The organism is Halorhodospira abdelmalekii, from assembly GCF_016583625.1.
GTDB lineage: Bacteria > Pseudomonadota > Gammaproteobacteria > Nitrococcales > Halorhodospiraceae > Halorhodospira > Halorhodospira abdelmalekii.
Genome location: NZ_NRRN01000004.1, coordinates 1 through 16,524, shown reverse-complemented (window position 1 = coordinate 16,524; position 16,524 = coordinate 1). Strand labels below are relative to the sequence as shown.

The 16,524-nt window shown below is 63.8% G+C and carries 16 protein-coding genes; 8 read left to right on the top strand and 8 right to left on the bottom strand.

Annotation, left to right across the window (positions count from 1 at the left end):
* Nucleotides 1-12: 12 nt before the first annotated feature.
* Genes hemB through aroE form a run of 4 tightly spaced genes read left to right on the top strand, consistent with a single transcriptional unit; the run spans nucleotide 13 to nucleotide 3,863 of the window.
* On the top strand, nucleotides 13-1,050 hold the full coding sequence (gene hemB / locus CKO15_RS01550) for a porphobilinogen synthase (RefSeq protein ID WP_338035973.1): 1,038 nt from the start codon (nucleotides 13-15) through the stop codon (nucleotides 1,048-1,050).
* A 1-nt stretch (nucleotide 1,051) separates the two neighbouring features.
* Complete coding sequence (locus tag CKO15_RS01545) at nucleotides 1,052-1,729, top strand: TIGR00153 family protein (protein WP_242464484.1); 678 nt, start codon at nucleotides 1,052-1,054, stop codon at nucleotides 1,727-1,729.
* A gap of 12 nt (nucleotides 1,730-1,741) precedes the next feature.
* Complete coding sequence (locus CKO15_RS01540; protein WP_200191823.1) at nucleotides 1,742-3,004, top strand: inorganic phosphate transporter; 1,263 nt, start codon at nucleotides 1,742-1,744, stop codon at nucleotides 3,002-3,004.
* Between the two features lie 43 nt (nucleotides 3,005-3,047).
* A complete protein-coding gene (gene aroE, locus CKO15_RS01535) occupies nucleotides 3,048-3,863 on the top strand; it encodes a shikimate dehydrogenase (protein ID WP_200191821.1) in 816 nt (271 codons plus the stop codon).
* A 90-nt stretch (nucleotides 3,864-3,953) separates the two neighbouring features.
* Here the strand turns inward: aroE and CKO15_RS01530 are convergent, their stop codons facing one another.
* The gene (locus tag CKO15_RS01530) at nucleotides 3,954-4,388 is read right to left on the bottom strand and encodes a MaoC family dehydratase (RefSeq protein ID WP_200191819.1); all 435 of its coding nucleotides are present in this window, start codon (nucleotides 4,386-4,388) and stop codon (nucleotides 3,954-3,956) included.
* 249 nt (nucleotides 4,389-4,637) lie between these two features.
* On the opposite strand from CKO15_RS01530, the gene hemE reads away from it, so the two are divergent.
* Together hemE and CKO15_RS01520 are read left to right on the top strand one after the other, a co-directional pair.
* Nucleotides 4,638-5,732, top strand: coding sequence for a uroporphyrinogen decarboxylase (gene hemE / locus CKO15_RS01525; RefSeq protein ID WP_242464483.1), 1,095 nt, complete (start codon nucleotides 4,638-4,640; stop codon nucleotides 5,730-5,732).
* Nucleotides 5,680-6,165: an NUDIX domain-containing protein gene (locus CKO15_RS01520; protein ID WP_242464482.1), complete on the top strand. Its 486-nt coding sequence runs from the start codon at nucleotides 5,680-5,682 to the stop codon at nucleotides 6,163-6,165. The genes hemE and CKO15_RS01520 overlap by 53 nt, the downstream gene beginning before the upstream one ends.
* Before the next feature lie 25 nt (nucleotides 6,166-6,190).
* Here the strand turns inward: CKO15_RS01520 and CKO15_RS01515 are convergent, their stop codons facing one another.
* From CKO15_RS01515 to prpB, 6 genes are all read right to left on the bottom strand, one after another.
* Nucleotides 6,191-6,832: an SDR family oxidoreductase gene (locus CKO15_RS01515; protein ID WP_200191815.1), complete on the bottom strand. Its 642-nt coding sequence runs from the start codon at nucleotides 6,830-6,832 to the stop codon at nucleotides 6,191-6,193.
* A gap of 96 nt (nucleotides 6,833-6,928) precedes the next feature.
* Entirely contained in the window at nucleotides 6,929-8,596 is a 1,668-nt protein-coding gene (locus tag CKO15_RS01510) for an ABC-ATPase domain-containing protein (protein ID WP_242464481.1), read from the bottom strand.
* Between the two features lie 88 nt (nucleotides 8,597-8,684).
* Nucleotides 8,685-8,876 (bottom strand): YgaP family membrane protein, encoded by a 192-nt coding sequence (locus CKO15_RS01505; RefSeq protein WP_200191813.1) that lies wholly within the window; start codon nucleotides 8,874-8,876, stop codon nucleotides 8,685-8,687.
* A 306-nt stretch (nucleotides 8,877-9,182) separates the two neighbouring features.
* Nucleotides 9,183-10,628 (bottom strand): bifunctional 2-methylcitrate dehydratase/aconitate hydratase, encoded by a 1,446-nt coding sequence (locus tag CKO15_RS01500; protein ID WP_200191811.1) that lies wholly within the window; start codon nucleotides 10,626-10,628, stop codon nucleotides 9,183-9,185.
* A 150-nt stretch (nucleotides 10,629-10,778) separates the two neighbouring features.
* Nucleotides 10,779-11,903, bottom strand: a complete 1,125-nt coding sequence (gene prpC, locus CKO15_RS01495; RefSeq protein WP_200191809.1) for a bifunctional 2-methylcitrate synthase/citrate synthase — start codon at nucleotides 11,901-11,903, stop codon at nucleotides 10,779-10,781.
* Between the two features lie 165 nt (nucleotides 11,904-12,068).
* A complete protein-coding gene (prpB, locus tag CKO15_RS01490; protein WP_200191806.1) occupies nucleotides 12,069-12,950 on the bottom strand; it encodes a methylisocitrate lyase in 882 nt (293 codons plus the stop codon).
* A 578-nt stretch (nucleotides 12,951-13,528) separates the two neighbouring features.
* Between prpB and CKO15_RS01485 the strand changes: the two genes are divergently transcribed.
* Both CKO15_RS01485 and CKO15_RS01480 read left to right on the top strand, forming a co-directional pair.
* Nucleotides 13,529-13,885 carry a MarR family EPS-associated transcriptional regulator gene (locus CKO15_RS01485; protein WP_200191804.1) on the top strand — a complete coding sequence of 119 codons (357 nt, stop codon included), beginning with the start codon at nucleotides 13,529-13,531 and terminating at the stop codon, nucleotides 13,883-13,885.
* 240 nt (nucleotides 13,886-14,125) lie between these two features.
* Nucleotides 14,126-14,278 (top strand): hypothetical protein, encoded by a 153-nt coding sequence (locus CKO15_RS01480; protein WP_200191802.1) that lies wholly within the window; start codon nucleotides 14,126-14,128, stop codon nucleotides 14,276-14,278.
* 846 nt (nucleotides 14,279-15,124) lie between these two features.
* Here CKO15_RS01480 and ltrA read toward each other — a convergent pair.
* Nucleotides 15,125-16,465 carry a group II intron reverse transcriptase/maturase gene (gene ltrA / locus CKO15_RS01475; RefSeq protein WP_207123750.1) on the bottom strand — a complete coding sequence of 447 codons (1,341 nt, stop codon included), beginning with the start codon at nucleotides 16,463-16,465 and terminating at the stop codon, nucleotides 15,125-15,127.
* Nucleotides 16,466-16,524: the final 59 nt, after the last annotated feature.

The following is a 16,524-nucleotide window of genomic DNA, read 5'->3' as shown; positions in this document are numbered from 1 at the left end:
GAGGAGGAAGTCGTGACACGGCACACCAATCCCCACCCCATCGGCGGCTATCCGGCCCGGCGCCCGCGGCGCATGCGCCGGGACGTCTTTTCGCGTCGCCTGATGCGCGAGACTCGGGTCTCAGCCGACGATCTGATCCAGCCGCTCTTCGTGCTCGACGGCGAAGAGCGCAGCGAGCCGGTCCCCTCCATGCCCGGCATCGAACGCCTCTCGATCGATCGACTGATCGACAAGGCCGAACAGCTTGTTCGCCTCGGCATTCCGGCGGTCGCCATCTTCCCGGTCACTCCCGCCGAGGCCAAGACCGACGATGCCCGCGAGGCTTACAACCCGACCGGGATCGCCCAGCGCGCCGTGCGCGCCCTCAAAGAGGCGCACCCTGAACTCGGGGTGATCACCGATGTCGCCCTCGACCCCTTCACCAGCCACGGTCAAGACGGCCTGATCGATGAGACCGGCTACGTGCTCAACGATGAGACCGTCGAGGTTTTGGTCCGGCAGGCACTCTCGCACGCTGAGGCCGGCGCCGACGTCGTCGCCCCGTCGGATATGATGGATGGGCGCATCGGCGCCATTCGCAACGCCCTGGAGGCGCACGATTTCCGCAACGTCCGTATCCTCTCCTACAGTGCCAAGTACGCCTCAAGCTACTACGGCCCCTTCCGCGATGCCGTCGGCTCGGCCGGCAATCTCGGCAGCGGCCCAGCCGGCCCCGGCAAGGACAGCTATCAGATGGACCCGGCGAACAGCGATGAGGCGCTGCACGAGGTCGCGCTCGATCTCCAAGAGGGGGCCGATATGTTCATGGTTAAACCCGGCCTGCCCTACCTTGATATCATCCGGCGCATCAAAGAGGAGTTCGGTGTACCGACCTTCGCTTACCAGGTCAGCGGCGAGTATGCGATGCTCAAAGCGGCCGGCGAACGCGGTTGGCTCGATGAGCGCGCCTGCGTCCTCGAGGCGTTGGTCTCGCTGCGTCGTGCCGGTGCCGATGCCATCCTGACCTATCACGCCGAAGCGGCAGCCACCTGGCTCCAAGAAGAGAACTGACTTGCTGAAGAGCTACTTTGCCCGAATCTTTGGCTCCTCCCCTGTGGCGCCCTTACAGCGCCACATGGAGGAGGTTGTTGAGTGCGTCGAGATCCTACCGGAGCTCTTCCGCGCCTCGGCGGCCGCCGAGTTGCAACGGATGCGCGATGCCCATCGCCAGATTGTTGGCCGTGAGCACCGTGCCGACCGCATGAAGAAAGAGATCCGTGCCCAGCTGCCGCCCGATCTCTTCATGCCGTGGGATCGCCGCGACTTCCTAGAGCTGCTGCGAGCACAAGATCGCATCGCCAATAAGAGCAAAGACATCGCCGGGCTGATGATCGGACGTCAGATGCAGTGGCCTCAGCCGCTCGTCGAACCGACGCTAGGGCTGCTCGATCAAGCCATTGACGCGACCCAGCAGGCCATGGCCGCAGTGCGCGAGCTGGAGGAGCTGGTCGAGACCGGGTTTCGCGGTGCCGAACTGGAGGTCGTCGAAACACTCCTTAATAAGCTCGACGATGTCGAAGCCGAGACCGACCGGCGCCAAGTCGAACTGCGCTCCGAGCTCTTTCAGATTGAACGCAACCTCTACGCCGTCGATGTCATGTTCCTCTACCAGATCATTGAGTCCATCGGCACCCTCGCCGACCGTGCCCAACAGACCGGCGCACGCTTTCAAATCTTACTGGCCCATTAGAATTAGAACCTGATGGAGTACGCGCTCATCTACATCGTGATGGCAGCCGCCCTCGGCCTCTTTATGGCCTGGGGGATCGGCGCCAACGATGTGGCCAACGCCATGGCAACGTCGGTCGGTGCGCGCGTGCTCACCATCCGACAAGCGGTCGTCGTCGCCGCCATCTTCGAGTTTGCCGGTGCAGTACTCGCCGGCGGCGCCGTTGCCAGTACCGTCCGCGGCGGCATCATTGATGCCAGCGAACTGGTCGGTGCAGAGCAACTCCTGGTCTGCGGCATGCTCGCCGCCCTGGCCGCTGCCGGGGTCTGGCTGCTGGTCGCCTCCTGGCGTGGCTGGCCGGTCTCGACGACCCACTCGATCATCGGCGCCCTGGTGGGGTTTGGGATCGCCGGACTCGGCTGGGGGGCGATCCACTGGACGACGGTCGGCCACGTGGCCCTGAGCTGGATCACCTCTCCGCTGATTGCCGGCGTGGTCAGCTTCGCCCTCTTTCGCTCGGTGCAGCTCTTGGTGCTCGACCACCGCTCGCCGCTTGAGGCCGCTAAACGCTGGATCCCGTACTACATCTTCTTAACCGGCTTCTTTATCTCGCTGATCACACTGCTGCGCGGTCTGCGCTACGTCGGCCTAGAAATCGAACCGTCTGAGGGGGTGTTGCTCTCGCTCCTCATCGGTCTTGCGCTGGCCCTGCCGAGCAAGTGGTTCATCGAGCGTATGAAGCTCGATACGCGCAGCCACCGCCGCTATCAGTACCGCAACGTCGAGCGCGTCTTTGCCGTGTTGATGATCATCACCGCCTGCGCCATGGCCTTTGCTCACGGCTCCAACGATGTAGCCAACGCGATCGGCCCCGTTGCGGCGGTCGTGGCCACCGTCAGCAGCGGTGAGCTCCAGCCCGAAGCACCGGTTCCGTTGTGGCTGCTGGTGCTGGGTGCAGCCGGCATAGTGGCCGGGCTGCTTATGCTCGGACGCCACGTCATCGCCACGGTAGGGCGCAACATCACGCAGCTGACCCCGAGTCGCGGCTTCGCCTGTAACCTAGCGACTGCCGGCACCGTCGTCACCGCATCGAGCATCGGCATGCCGATCTCGACGACCCACACCTTAGTCGGTGCAGTCCTCGGCGTCGGTTTGGCCCGTGGTTTGGCCGCGATCGACCTGCGCGTCGTCGGCACGGTCTTTATGTCGTGGCTCGTCACCCTGCCCGCCGGCGCCATCCTCGCCGTACTCTTTTTCTACCTCTTCTATTGGACGCTGCCGTGGCCCGCCACTTAGGGGCCGTATCGATGCAGCCATGCCGGATCAAGGAGGCGCGGCCATGACCGATTGCTACGCCGTCATCGGCAACCCGATCGAACACAGCAAATCCCCGGAGATCCACCGCCGCTTCGCTGCGGCGACCGGCGAGGCCATGACCTACCGACGGCTGTGGGCGCCCCACGAACACTTCCGCGCCGTCGCCGAGGCCTTTTGCTGCGGCGGTGGGCACGGCCTAAACGTCACCGTCCCATTCAAGGAGGAGGCTTACGCCTTCGCCGATCGGCTCAGTGAGCGGGCTGCCGCCGCTGGCGCGGTCAACACCCTGCGCTTTGACAGCGACGGGCAACGCTTCGGCGATAACACCGACGGTGTCGGGCTGTTGCGCGATTTGCAGGATAACCTCGGCATCACGATCGCCGGCCGCCGCGTGCTGGTCCTCGGAGCCGGTGGCGCAGCGCGCGGCGTCTTACCGGCGCTGCTTGCTGCCGACCCAGCCGCACTCTTTTTAGCCAACCGCACCGCAGCCCGTGCCGAGGCGCTTGCCGAGCGTTTTGGGACGCTCCACCCCTGCCCCCTGAGCGCCATCCCCGAGCGCGGCTTCGAGTTGATCGTCAATACCACCGCCGCCGGCCTGCAGGGCGAAAACCTCGAACTCCCCGACGACGTATTGGCCCCCGGTGGTACCGCCTACGATTTGGTCTACGCCGATACAGAGACGCCCTTTATCCGCTGGGCACGGACACACGGCGCGACTACGACCAGCGACGGCCTCGGCATGCTCGTCGAACAAGCGGCCGAGGCCTTTTTCGTCTGGCGCGGTGTACGCCCGCCGACGGCACCGGTGATCGCGGCGCTGCGCCGTGGAGAGGCCTAACCGGCCATCCCGCTGCGCCGCTGCGTTGACACAGCGACTCGCTGTGCCGCTGGAGCACAGCGGCACTGGATGGCGCCGATCAATGAGCAATCAATCCTCGTGTGACCCGACGAGCACACGCGCCTCACCGGTGACCACGGCATGCTTGCGAACATAGCAGCTGGTATCGAGAACAACCTGGCGCTTCTCCTCCAGGATCTCTTTGACCGTGACCTCGGCGCGCACGGTGTCACCGATACGCACCGGCGCCCGGAAGCGCAAGTCTTGCCCGAGATAGATCGCCCCTGGCCCCGGCAGCCGCGTTCCAAGCACACACGAAATCAAGCCGCCGAGGAAGATGCCGTGGGCGATGCGCCCCTTGGCAAAGGTCGTCGAGGCGAACTCCTCGTTGATATGCACCGGGTTGTTATCCCCGGAGAGGCCGGCGAAGAGGACCAGATCGGCCTCCGTCACCGTACGCGTATAGGCCGCCGCCATACCGCACTCCAGATCCTCCAGACAATACCCCTGTAACTCGTGCGGCATACCCGCTCCCTATCGATGAACAATGATTGTATGGCGCGAGCGGCTCTAGAAAATTGCGCCACCCGCACCACCCTGTCTATACTAGCCTGCCGATTTTACCGGTAGATGATCAGTTGCCACAGTCATCTTGATCACTCTTACGCCGTGCGCAGCACGACACGCCGGCGATCAGCGATCACTCTAGCTACGCAGCAAACACGCAGCAAACACGCATTCCCGACTACCTTACTCGGCATAGGAGTCAACGCATTGAGTAGCCGCGAGCTCAAAAACGACCGTATTCTCAGGGCCTTCCTGCGCCAGGAGGTGGACCGCACGCCACTGTGGATGATGCGCCAGGCGGGCCGCTACTTGGCCGAATACCGCGAGGTACGCGCCCAAGCCGGCAGTTTCATGGACCTGTGCCGCAGCCCTGAGCTGGCCGCGCGCGTAACCTTACAGCCGCTTGAGCGCTACGACCTGGATGCGGCGATCCTCTTCTCCGACATCTTAACCGTTCCAGACGCCATGGGGCTGGGTCTCTCCTTTGCCACCGGTGAAGGGCCGGTCTTCGCCAAGCGCATCCAGAGCGCTGCCGATATCGACGCACTGCCGCAACCGGGCGCCAACAACGAACTCAAGTACGTCATGGATGCCGTCCGCGCCTGCCGCCAGGAGCTCGCCGGGCAAGTGCCGTTGATCGGCTTCACCGGCAGCCCGTGGACGCTTGCCACCTACATGATTGAGGGCGGTTCGAGCAAGACCTTCGCGGCCAGCAAGACCCTGGTCTACGATCAACCTGAGGCCGCCCATCGCCTGCTGGCGAAGCTCGCCGACACCGTCGCCGACTATCTGACCGGCCAGGTCGAGGCGGGTGCCCAAGCACTGATGATCTTCGATACTTGGGGCGGCACACTCGACCCCGAGCGCTATCGCGACTTCTCCCTCGCCTACATGGCCCGGATCATTGAGGCGCTGCCGCGCGAGGCCGAGGGCCGCCGCGTACCGGTCACCGTCTTCACCAAGGGCGGCGGGCAGTGGCTTGAGGCGATTGCCGAGTGTGGCTGCGATGCAGTCGGTCTCGATTGGACCACCTCTCTGGCCGACGCGCGCCGACGCATCGGCGACCGGGTGGCACTGCAAGGCAACCTCGATCCCTGCATGCTGCACGCCAAACCCGACGTCATCCGACGCGAGGTGGCTCGTTGCCTAGAAGAGTTCGGCCACGGCCCCGGCCACATCTTCAACCTCGGGCACGGGATTCAACCCGAAACCCCGCCGGAGCACGTCGCGGCCTTCGTCGAGGCGGTCCATGAGCTCTCGCCTGGCTACCATGGCCGCGCGGCCGCCACGTCCACGGCGTAAGCGCAGCAAGCGGCGCACCCTCTCGGCTGGTGTGGTTCCAATCCGCTTCACCGAGGGGGGCGCGCATCTGTACTTGATGCTTCGCGCCTTTCAATACTGGGACTTTCCCAAGGGCAAGGTGGAACCGGGCGAGGAGCCGTTGACGGCCGCTCACCGCGAGGTCGAGGAGGAGACCGGCATCACCGAACTCGACTTTCGCTGGGGCTATGACTTCTTCGAGACCGGTCCCTACGCCCACGGCAAGGTCGCCCGCTACTACCTAGCACACACCACGACGCGCCGCGTCGTCTTCGGCATCAACCCCGAACTGGGCCGCCCGGAGCACCACGAGCACCGCTGGACACCCTTCGCCGAGGCGTATCAGCTCGCCTCCCCACGGGTTCGTGAGGTGCTCGACTGGGCCGAGGCCAAACTCACAGAGAGCAAAGAGTGAGCAAAGCAGAGAGCAAAGAAGAGCGCTAGCTGAGCTGCTGTACCGCCTGCCTGATCGGCGTGGTGCCGCTCACCGCATCCAAGGTGCGCCGCTCGCTGCCCGGCGCCTCAATCAACGCGGCCAGAAGCAAGGCGACATCGGCACGGGGGATGGTGCCGTACTCGAGTCCCTCGCCGAGCTCGATGCGTCCACTGCCCGGATCGTTGAGCAGCCGTCCCGGACGTAGGATCGTCCAGCGCAAGGTACTGGCACGCAGGTGCTCATCGACTTCGCGCTTGGCATCCAAGTAGTGGCGCAGCTTCTCTGGGGCCTGCTCCGGGGCCTCGGTGCGCATCGCCGAGACCATAATGAAACGCTCAACACCGGGCGTGGCCTCCGCCAGCTCGACCAACCGCCGAGCGCCAAGACGATCGACGCTGTCGGTCTTCTCCGGCCCGGTATGCGGCCCAGAGCCGGCGGTGAAGATCACCCCATGCACCCCACGCACGGCCTCGCGACAATCGCGTTCGAGATCGGCCAGCACCGTCTCGCTCGCTCCCAGCGCCGCCAAGGCGGGTTGTTGCTCCGGATCGCGCACCATCGCTCGCACTTCGTGACGGCTCGCTGCCAGACGTTCGACGAGCCTTTGGCCGATCTGGCCGTGAGCCCCCACAATGAGTATGCGCATGATTTTATAGACCGTTTTTTCTAATTCAGGTAAGGGTGGCCGTGGCAGGCTCGGCAATCAGCCACGGGCAACCACGGGCAACCACGGGGGAATCCATTAACGAACCAGACGAGCACTGCGTAGACGATTGAGCGCCGCCATCGCCTCAAAGTGGCGCGGGCGCGCCAAGTCGCCGTCGGGACGTGCTAGCAGCTGTGACCACGGCTGCTCAAGGAGCGCCGCTAGACGCTCCGGTGGATCGGTCAGCGGGGCATCCGAGGACCCACTCAGGTGGGCCAGCAGCAGACCGATAGCGCGCGTCTGCGAAACATCGACAAGCTGTTCCACAGCGCGCAGATCGATCGTCTCTTGGCCAAAGAGCAGGGTCTCACGGCCGCGCGCTTGCAGCTTGCGCTTCCCGGATCGATTCTCTGGGCAGAGGCTGGCGGCTTTGAGGCGCCGGCCAGCCGGCAACGTCAACGGCTCCTGGTGCTCCGCTTGTCGCCCGGTGTGGTACTGAGCAGCGACTTCGTGGGCGCGCGTGGTTACATCGTAGGCGGCGTAGTCGTGCATCTGGATGACCGTATCGGCAGCATCAAGGTAGTCCCCCGAACCGCCCATGACGAGCAACGTCGAGATGCCGAGCCGATCGCGCAGCTCACGGATCCGATCGACGAAGGGCGTGATGGGCTCGGCGCTATGGGCCACCAGCGCCTGCATCCGCCGATCGCGAATCATGAAGTTGGTCGCTGAGGTGTCCTCGTCGACCAACAGCACCTGCGCCCCGGCCTCCAGCGACTCCTGCAGGGCGGCGGCTTGACTCGTCGAGCCCGAGGCGAGCTCGGTCGTAAAGGCGTCGGTCCGCTTGCCGAACGGCAGCTCCCGGATATACGGCGACAGATCGACCTGGTGGACGGCGCGGCCATCCTCGGCGCGAATCTTGACCGCTGATGTCGTCGTCACCACCTGCTCTCGACCATCCCCCGGGATGTGGTCGTAGACCCCGAACTGCAGTGCGTTGAGGAGTGTCGACTTGCCGTGGAATCCGCCACCGACGACGAGTGTAATGCCTTGCCGAATCCCCATCCCGGTGACCGCGCCGGCATTCGGTGCCGTTAGCGTCACCCGCAGCGACTCCGGCGCGTGCAGCGGCAGCGCCGCCTCAAGGGGACGTTCGTCGACCCCAGAGCGCCGCGGTAAGATCGCCCCATCGCCGACAAAGGCGACTAGGCCGTGGTCCTCCAACGCCTTGCGCAGTGCGACCTGATCCTCGACCACTGCGCAGTGGCGCTCCAGCTCGGCAAGATCGAGAGACTCGGCGTGCACCGCCGCCCGAACGACCTGTGGCAGGTGCCGGCATAAGATCTCGGCCGCCTGCCGACCGAGGATGGTGCGCCCGCGCGCCGGCAGCGCCACGGTAAAGCGAACCTCGACCCCAGCATCGGTCAGGAGCACAGCGCTGCGATCGAGGACCGTCTGTGCCCCGGCATCAATCTGCAGCGCCCGCACCGAGGCCGCCGCCTGCTGAAAGGCGCGGGCGAGGTAGTCGCGCGTCGCCCGCCGGCGTACCGGATTGTTCACGGCCGAGTCCGGCAGATCGGCGACCTCCCACGGCACCACCACACGCGCCCGCGAAGGTGCCGCAAAGGGGTCGGCCTGCGCCTTATCGATCGCGAGGGTAAAGCCGGGGAAGGGGTGTCGGCCCTCGATGTCGCGATAGGCCTTGTAGCCACGGCCGTCGATGCGCTCCAAGGTTGCCGCGAGTTGATCCATACCGCTGCTCATCGCTCCGCTTTGTGACTGTTTCAAGGTGCTGAAACCGATCTCCCTGCCCCGCGCGCACTTACCCCTTCCACCCCTCCCCAAGATCGGATCAGCGCTTACAGGTGTTGAGTCCGAGTGGGAAGTAGGCCGGGCAGATGCCGGAAAACGCCGTCGCTAACGGGATCAGGCCAAGCCACCCCCACGCCGTTTGCGGCCCGATAAAGACCAAACAAATCAGAACGATACCCACGCCGGCACGACCCATACGATCGGCCCCGCCAAGATTCTTCTGGATCTGCATCGCTCGCTCTCCTCTGTCGCTTTATTGTTGTCGCGTTCAGCCGTTGTGTCTCTTCTTCGTGCCGTGCCGGCTGACGTTGCGCCGCTGACACGAACTGCAGTGACAGTACGCCGGAGAACGGCCTCGGGTCAATCGAGCACAGTGAGTCGGTGATCGGTCAGAGGAAGGAGTTCAATATGTGCCGAGTACCACTCGGCACTGAAAAAGGCCTCTCCGCACCCGGGGCGCCCTGGAGAGCAGGATCGCTACGGGCACAGGAGAGGCCCCTGATCAAATCACATCCGATCAATCAGGTCAGATCACAGATCACATCCGCCACAGATCCATAAACTCATGGACCGGCAGCGCCTCCAGCGTCTGCTGATCGGCCACAGCTGCAGCAATGGCACCAGCCTGCCGCGGTGCAAAACGATCGGCAAGTGCTGCGTGGAACTTCTGCTTGAGCACCGGAATCCCTTCGTCGCGCCGGCGCCGGTGGCCGATCGGATACTCGACGGCAATCCGATCGGTCTGGGTGCCGTCTTGGAAGAAGACCTGCACTGCGTTACCGATCGAACGCTTCTGCGGATCGAAATAGTCCTTCGTGAAGCTTTCGTTTTCGGTCACCTGCATCTTGTCGCGCAGCGCATCGATGCGCGGGTCGGCGGCGATGGCGTCCTCGTAGTCGGCGGCCGTCAGACGCCCAAAGAGCAAGGGGATGGCGACCATGTACTGGATGCAGTGATCACGATCGGCCGGGTTATCGAGCGGCCCGGTCTTATCGATGATGCGCACCCCGGCCTCCTGCGTCTCGATCACGATCTTATCGATCTGATCGAGCTTCGGTGCGACCTGCTCGTGCAGGCTCATCGCCGCCTCGACCGCCGTCTGTGCGTGGAACTCGGCCGGGAAGGAGATCTTGAAGAGCACGTGCTCCATGACGTAGCTGGCGTACTCTTGCGAGCGCTTAATCGCCTCGCCCTTAAAGAGGACGTCCTGGAAGCCCCAGCCCTTGGCACTGAGGGCCGATGGGTAGCCCATCTCGCCGGTCAGGCTCATCAACGCCAAACGCACGCCGCGCGCCGAGGCATCGCCCGCCGCCCAGCTCTTGCGAGATCCGGTGTTCGGCGCATGGCGATAGGTGCGCAGCGCACCGCCGTCGATCCAGGCGTTCGAGACGGCATTGATCACATCCTCACGCGAGCCACCGAGCAGGTGGGTTGCCACCGCCGTCGAGGCGAGGCGCACCAGCAGCACGTGGTCGAGGCCGACGCGGTTGAAGCTATTCTCCAAGGCCAACACACCCTGGATCTCGTGCGCCTTGATCGCCGCCGTCAGCACCTCTTTCATGGTCAGCGGTGCCTTACCGAGCGCCAGACGACGCCGGCTCTCGTAATCGGCCGCAGCCAGAATCGCACCGAGGTTATCGGAGGGGTGGCCCCACTCCGCCGCCAGCCAGGTGTCGTTAAAATCGAGCCAGCGGATCAGGGCACCGATGTTGAATGCGCCCATCACCGGATCGAGCCGATACGACGTGCCCGGGACGACCACACCATCGGCCATCTGCGCGCCGGGGACGACCGGACCGAGCAGCTTGGTGCAGGCCGGGTACTCGAGCGCCATCATGGCGCACGCCAAACTGTCCATCAGGCAGTAGCGGGCCGTCTCATACGCCTCGCTCGAATCGATGCTGCGCCCGGTCACGTAGTCTGCAATAGCGACCAGCTCGGCATCCGGATCCGGGCGCTTGGCATCACGAATATCAGTTCCCATGGTTATAAGTGCTCCACTCTCTCTTGCTTGTTAACTGGACCGTTGAGGTCTGCGTGCAACGCTGTGTGCAGCGCTGCATAGCGCAACGCTGGGCCGCCGCCCGCCACTGCGCGACCGCTAGCGACCACCTGGGGCGTCCGCCAGCGCGTTTCAGCGCGTCTCTATCGGCGGCACTTCACGCAGCCCATGGCCGGTGTAGTCGGCGCTCGGACGGATGATCCGGTTCTTCGCCCGCTGCTCCATGACGTGAGCCGCCCAACCGCTGTGGCGTGACATGACGAAGATCGGGGTAAAGAGCTTGGTCGGAATGCCCATAAAGCGGTAGGCCGAGGCGTGGAAGAAGTCGGCGTTGGCAAAGAGCCGCTTCTCATCCCACATCAGCTGCTCTACCGCCTCTGAGACCGGGAAGAGCGTGGTGTCACCGACCTCCTGCGCCAACTTCCGCGACCACTCCTTGATCACGGCGTTGCGCGGATCGACCTCGCGGTAGACGGCGTGGCCAAAGCCCATCACCTTCTCTTTGCGATCGAGCATCGCCTTGAGCTCGCGCTTCGCCTCCTCCGGGCTCGACCACTGCTCGATCATCTCCATCGCCGCCTCGTTCGCGCCCCCGTGCAGCGGACCGCGCAGCGTGCCGATGGCACCGGTGATTGCCGAGTGCATATCGGAGAGGGTCGAGGCACAGACCCGAGCGTTGAAGGTCGAGGCGTTAAACTCGTGCTCGGCGTAGAGGATCAGCGAGACGTGCATGACGTTCTCGTGCAGCGCGTTCGGCTTCTCACCACGCAGCAGGTGCAAAAAGTGCGAGCCGATCGAATCGCTGTCGCTCGCCGTGTCGATCCGCACGCCTTCGTGGCTGTAGCGGTACCAGTAGGTGATGATCGAGGGGAAGACCGCCAGCAGCCGATCGGCGACATCCATCTGCTGCGAGAAGTCTTGTTCGGTCTCGAGCGTCCCCAGCATCGAGCAGCCGGTGCGCATGACATCCATCGGGTGGGCATCGCGCGGGATCTGCTCCAGCACGGCCTTGAGCGGTGCCGGCAGCTCACGCAACCCCATCAACCGCTGCTTATAGGCATCGAGCTGGGCTTGATTGGGCAGCTCGCCATAGAGGAGCAGGTAGGCGACCTCCTCAAACTGACACTTCTCGGCCAAATCGCGCACATCGTAGCCCCGATAGGTCAGGCCGGTGCCCTCTTGGCCTACCGTGCAGAGCGCCGTCTCACCGGCCGACTGCCCGCGCAGACCTGCGCCACCAATCTTCTTTTCGGTCATCGTCTCGATCCTCCGTTTGCGGCTCTATTGCACCGCGTAACCAACCTCTTGGAAAGTGTGGCAAAGGCGTATCACCCGCCATCGGCCAGCCGCTAACCGGCCAGCCGCCAGCCGCCCAGTCGGCCGGCATAGCCTCGGCGGCGGTCGCGCGACTAGCGATCGCGACTAGCGATTGCCGAAGAGCTCATCGAGCTTCCGCTCGTAGTCGTGATAGCCGAGCACCTCGTAGAGCTCATCGCGCCGCTGCATCTGCTCGAGCACGCCCTGCTGCGTACCGTCCTGGCGAATCGCAGCGTAGACCGTCTCAGCCGCCCGACTCATGGCGCGGAAGGCCGACAGCGGATAGAGCACCAGACCGACCCCGGCCGATTGCAACTCAGCGACGGTGAAGTAAGGCGTCTGACCGAACTCGGTGATATTGGCCAAGATCGGCACCGGCAGCCGCTGCGAAAAGGCCTGCAGATCCTCCAGGGTGTGCATCGCCTCAGCAAAGACCATATCGGCGCCCGCCTCGACGTAGGCCTCGGCGCGCTCAATCGCCGCCTCCAGACCCTCCGAGGCCCGTGCATCGGTCCGCGCCATGATGACCAACTGCTCATCGGTGCGGGCATCGAGCGCGGCCTTTAGCCGATCGACCATCTCTGCCGTCGAGACCAGCTCTTTCCCGGGGCGATGCCCGCAGCGCTTCGCCTGCACCTGATCCTCGATATGGACCGCCCCGGCACCGGCGCGGGTGAGCTCGCGAATGGTGCGCGCGATATTGAACGCACCACCGAAGCCGGTGTCGATATCGACCAGCACAGGCAGCGCGGTAACGTCGGTGATCCGGCGGACATCCTCGGCCACATCGCCGAGCTGCGTGATGCCCAGATCGGGCAGGCCGAACGAGGCGTTGGCCACCCCGGCCCCGGAGACGTAGAGCGCTTGAAAACCGGCGCGCTCGGCGAGCAGCGCTGAGTATGCATTGATGGTACCGACGACCTGGAGCGGACACTCCGCCGCAACGGCCTCCCGGAACCGACGTCCGGCGGATGGCTGATCACTCATAATCTTGCGCGAGAAACCCCGCCCTTCAAGGCAGGGAGGGATGGCGCATCGTGCGCAACACGATCACGCGGCCCTGCTCGCGTCCTCCTTAGTTGCTGTGGGTTGATCTGTATCGCGGGCCTTCCACCCACTGGGCCGCTAGGCTCTGCCCGGTAAAGGGCCTATCTCGCGAGGCTTAACGCCCCCTCTTCCGTCGGGAATGCCGACAACCGGCTCCCGCCTTGCGGCAGTGGCTGCGGCAGCGGCGGTCTGGCACAAATCGGCTGAAAGTTTACACTACCGCCTTATCAGGTCCCAAATCTCTTTATAGTCAAGATAATATATCCCTATTCAGGCAGCCTCAGGGCTGCCCGATAAGGCTGCCCAAGGACCCGCACCGACCCGGCTGCAGAGCAGCGCGCCGCGGGCCTGCTAGAGCGTATGCTTCACGCTCCCTCTCCGACCGTGTTAGCCTGGAGCTCACAAGCTGAACAGACCGCCCGGCGGGCCTCATCAGGCGACACCGTCGTGGCGGTAGCGTGCCTAAACCGGCCGCTCCGCCCCCCCCCCCTCCTCCCGCACCAGAGCACTCTCTCACCATGGATAGCGAAGAACGCCACCTGCAGATCCTGCGCCTGATCGCCGAAAACCCTCACATCTCCCAGCGCCAGATCGCCAGCGCGCTTGGCTTCTCCGTTGGCAAGACCAACTACGCCGTGCGCGCTGTCATCGACCGGGGCTGGGTGAAGGCGCAGAACTTCTCCAGCTCTCAGAACAAGCGCAGCTACCTCTACAAGCTCACCCCAGCCGGAGTCAGCGAGAAGGCGCAGCTGGCCTATCGGCTCCTGCAGCGCAAGCGCGCAGAGCACCAACGCCTGATGGAAGAAATCGAAGCGCTGCGGGCTGAGGTAGAGACCGCTCGGGTCTTAATCGAGCGCAATCCCTCCCCGCCCTGAAGGACAGGGTTTCTCGCGCAACAAAGGATTGGCTCAAGACCCACTCACCGCGCTGATTGGAAATCGGGGGCAGATTTGCGCCCCCCACCCGGCCATGAAGGTGAAGTAGACGCACGCGTCGGCTCCACCGAACTTGGCGGTTATATCTCCGTCCGCGATGTCCAGCCACGCGACTACAACTATTTTGGGTCTACTTTTGAGGCTCCGTTGAGTGGAGTAACCGCCGTTGAAGGTGGAGGCATGAAACTCGAATTCCGGTTTGGCGAGAACGCCGAGAATGACGAAGTGTCGCTATATTACACCGAAGAGGATGCCACCCTCTGGTGGGGCTCCTATCGGGAGGACTATGTCATGAATGACGACTACAAGGACAGTTTACCGACACGGGAATAAAGCAGGAAACCGTTCAGAAACCGTTCAGCGGGAAGCTGTTAGGATGCGGCCGTGCAGCTGCTGCAAGGACAGAGAGCAGATCGCTGCCGTTCGCCGGGTCATCACGCGAGTGGCAGGGGCCACAGCGGATGTGCGCCTCTTCGGCTCGAGCGTCTCGGATGGTGCGCAGGGCCTACGCCCAGCACGGATTGGCAACTGCTTGGAGAGCCGTTTCCGTTTCGATCCCTCTCCGACTGTGCTAACCTACAGCTCACAATCTGAACAAGCCGCTCAGCGGGCCCCTCCAGGCGACACCGTTGTGGCGGTAGCGTGCCCAAAACCGGCCAACGGCCCGACCCGCTCCCCTCCTCCCGCAAGCTCCCGCATGCCCGTCCGCTTTCTGCCGACAGGCGTTGCGCTTTCGAAGGCACAAACGACCAGGCACAAACGGCAAGGCAACATCTGTCCTCTGCTCCTCTGTTACACATGCTGAAGCGTTGCGATGGTCGAGCGCTTTTCCTGGAAGCGCCGGCGTCCTCGCCGGCATTCTTCTCATGCTTGCCGGCGAGGACGCCGGCGCTTCCAGGCGGCGACCGCTGGGAGCCTCTAAAAACCCCAGTTTCAGCGTGCACAATCAATGGGTTAGCAGGCTGACGGCGGGTTTTTTTCGAGGCTTCCCGCTGCCCTCCGCTAAGTAGCAGGCAGGTGGACCAATAGAAAATAAATCGGAGAGTAAGCCGGGGCCTCACCGGCGTTTAGGCAGAAGTTGGTTTTCTCTGTTTGCCGCCTGGTTTCCCGGCGGTGCCACAATATCTCCGCCATGCGTCGGCTCGGCTCCCGGCTCCTCGCAGAACCGGACTTGGAGCGTTACACCATCCGGCTCCCAGTTTGAGTCCTCCACCAAGGAACGGGGTAGAGATCATGGACAATACGTGCAGTGGGTAGCTGCGGGCCGATGTACTCGGCGAACGTCTTCCAGTTCAGCGAGCGTTTCTGGCTCCGCCGGTTCAGCCACTTGAAGAGCATCCGTTGCGCAAAGTGCACGTAGGTGGATACCTCGCGGCTGTTACCACTGACCCCGTAGTACTGAATGTGACCACGCAAGTGCCGGGCAAGAAACGCCACCATCGCGCTTCCACCCTGCGTGCGCAGTGCCTGTAGGCGGACGTTAAGGGCCTTGAGCTTCTTGGCCATACGCTTGCCGTCACTCTTACGCCCTACGACAAAGCGCCCCCGCCGGCTACGGCCTACGTAGTGAGTAAAACCCAGGAAACTGAACGTGCGCGACCCCTTGCGTGGTGTCCGGTCGCACCCCAGCTGGGTGCTGCCAAACGCCAACAACGCGGTCTTGCTCGGCTCCGTCTCCAGGTCAAACTCGGCCAGCCGCTCACGCATCGCCTCCAGAAAGGCTCGGGCATCGGACTCGTACTCAAAACAGGCCACATAATCATCAGCGTAGCGGATCAGAAAAGCCTTGCCAGCACAACCCTGCACAAAACGCTTCTCGAACCACAGATCGAGCACGTAGTGCAGGTAGATATTGCTGAGCACAGGTGAGACCAGCCCGCCTTGTGGCGTCCCTTCCTCGCTCGCCGTGAACACCCCATCTTCCATGATGCCCGCCTTCAGGAACCGCTGGACGATCCTCAACAGGTTCGGATCCCCAATGCGATGCTCCAGGAAACGTAACAGGTGGGCATGGGAGACGTGATCGTAGAAGCCCTTGATGTCGGCTTCTACCACCCATTGCGTCCGTTCATTAGTGATGACCTCCGCCACTCGGCGCAGCGCGTCGTGCGCACTGCGACCCGGGCGAAAACCATAGGAGCAGTCCCTAAACTCCGGCTCCCAAATAGCCTGCAGAATAAGGCTGAGCCGATCCTGCACCAACCGATCTTCAAAAGCCGGCACACCCAGCGGCCGCATGCGGCCATCCCCCTTCGGAATGTAGGTGCGCCGCACCGGCTGAGGCACATAGCCCAATCGGCGTACCCGCGCCGATAGGTCTTCCAGGCGTGTCTCCACGCCCTCGGCGTAGTCCTCTTTCCTAACCCCATCCACTCCCGGCGCCTTGCCTCCAGCCTGGCGCCGGAAACTTTCGCGCAGCCCCTCCGGCTCCCATAGAAGCCCCATCAGGGACGTGAACCGCGTGCGCGGCTCTTCGCGCGCCTTGAGTGTGAAACGCTCGAATCTGGTTGTCACGGTCATAATCCTCTCTGCGTAGGGCCGTGTATCCTTCTCACGCTGCCTCAAACCGCCACCCCTTC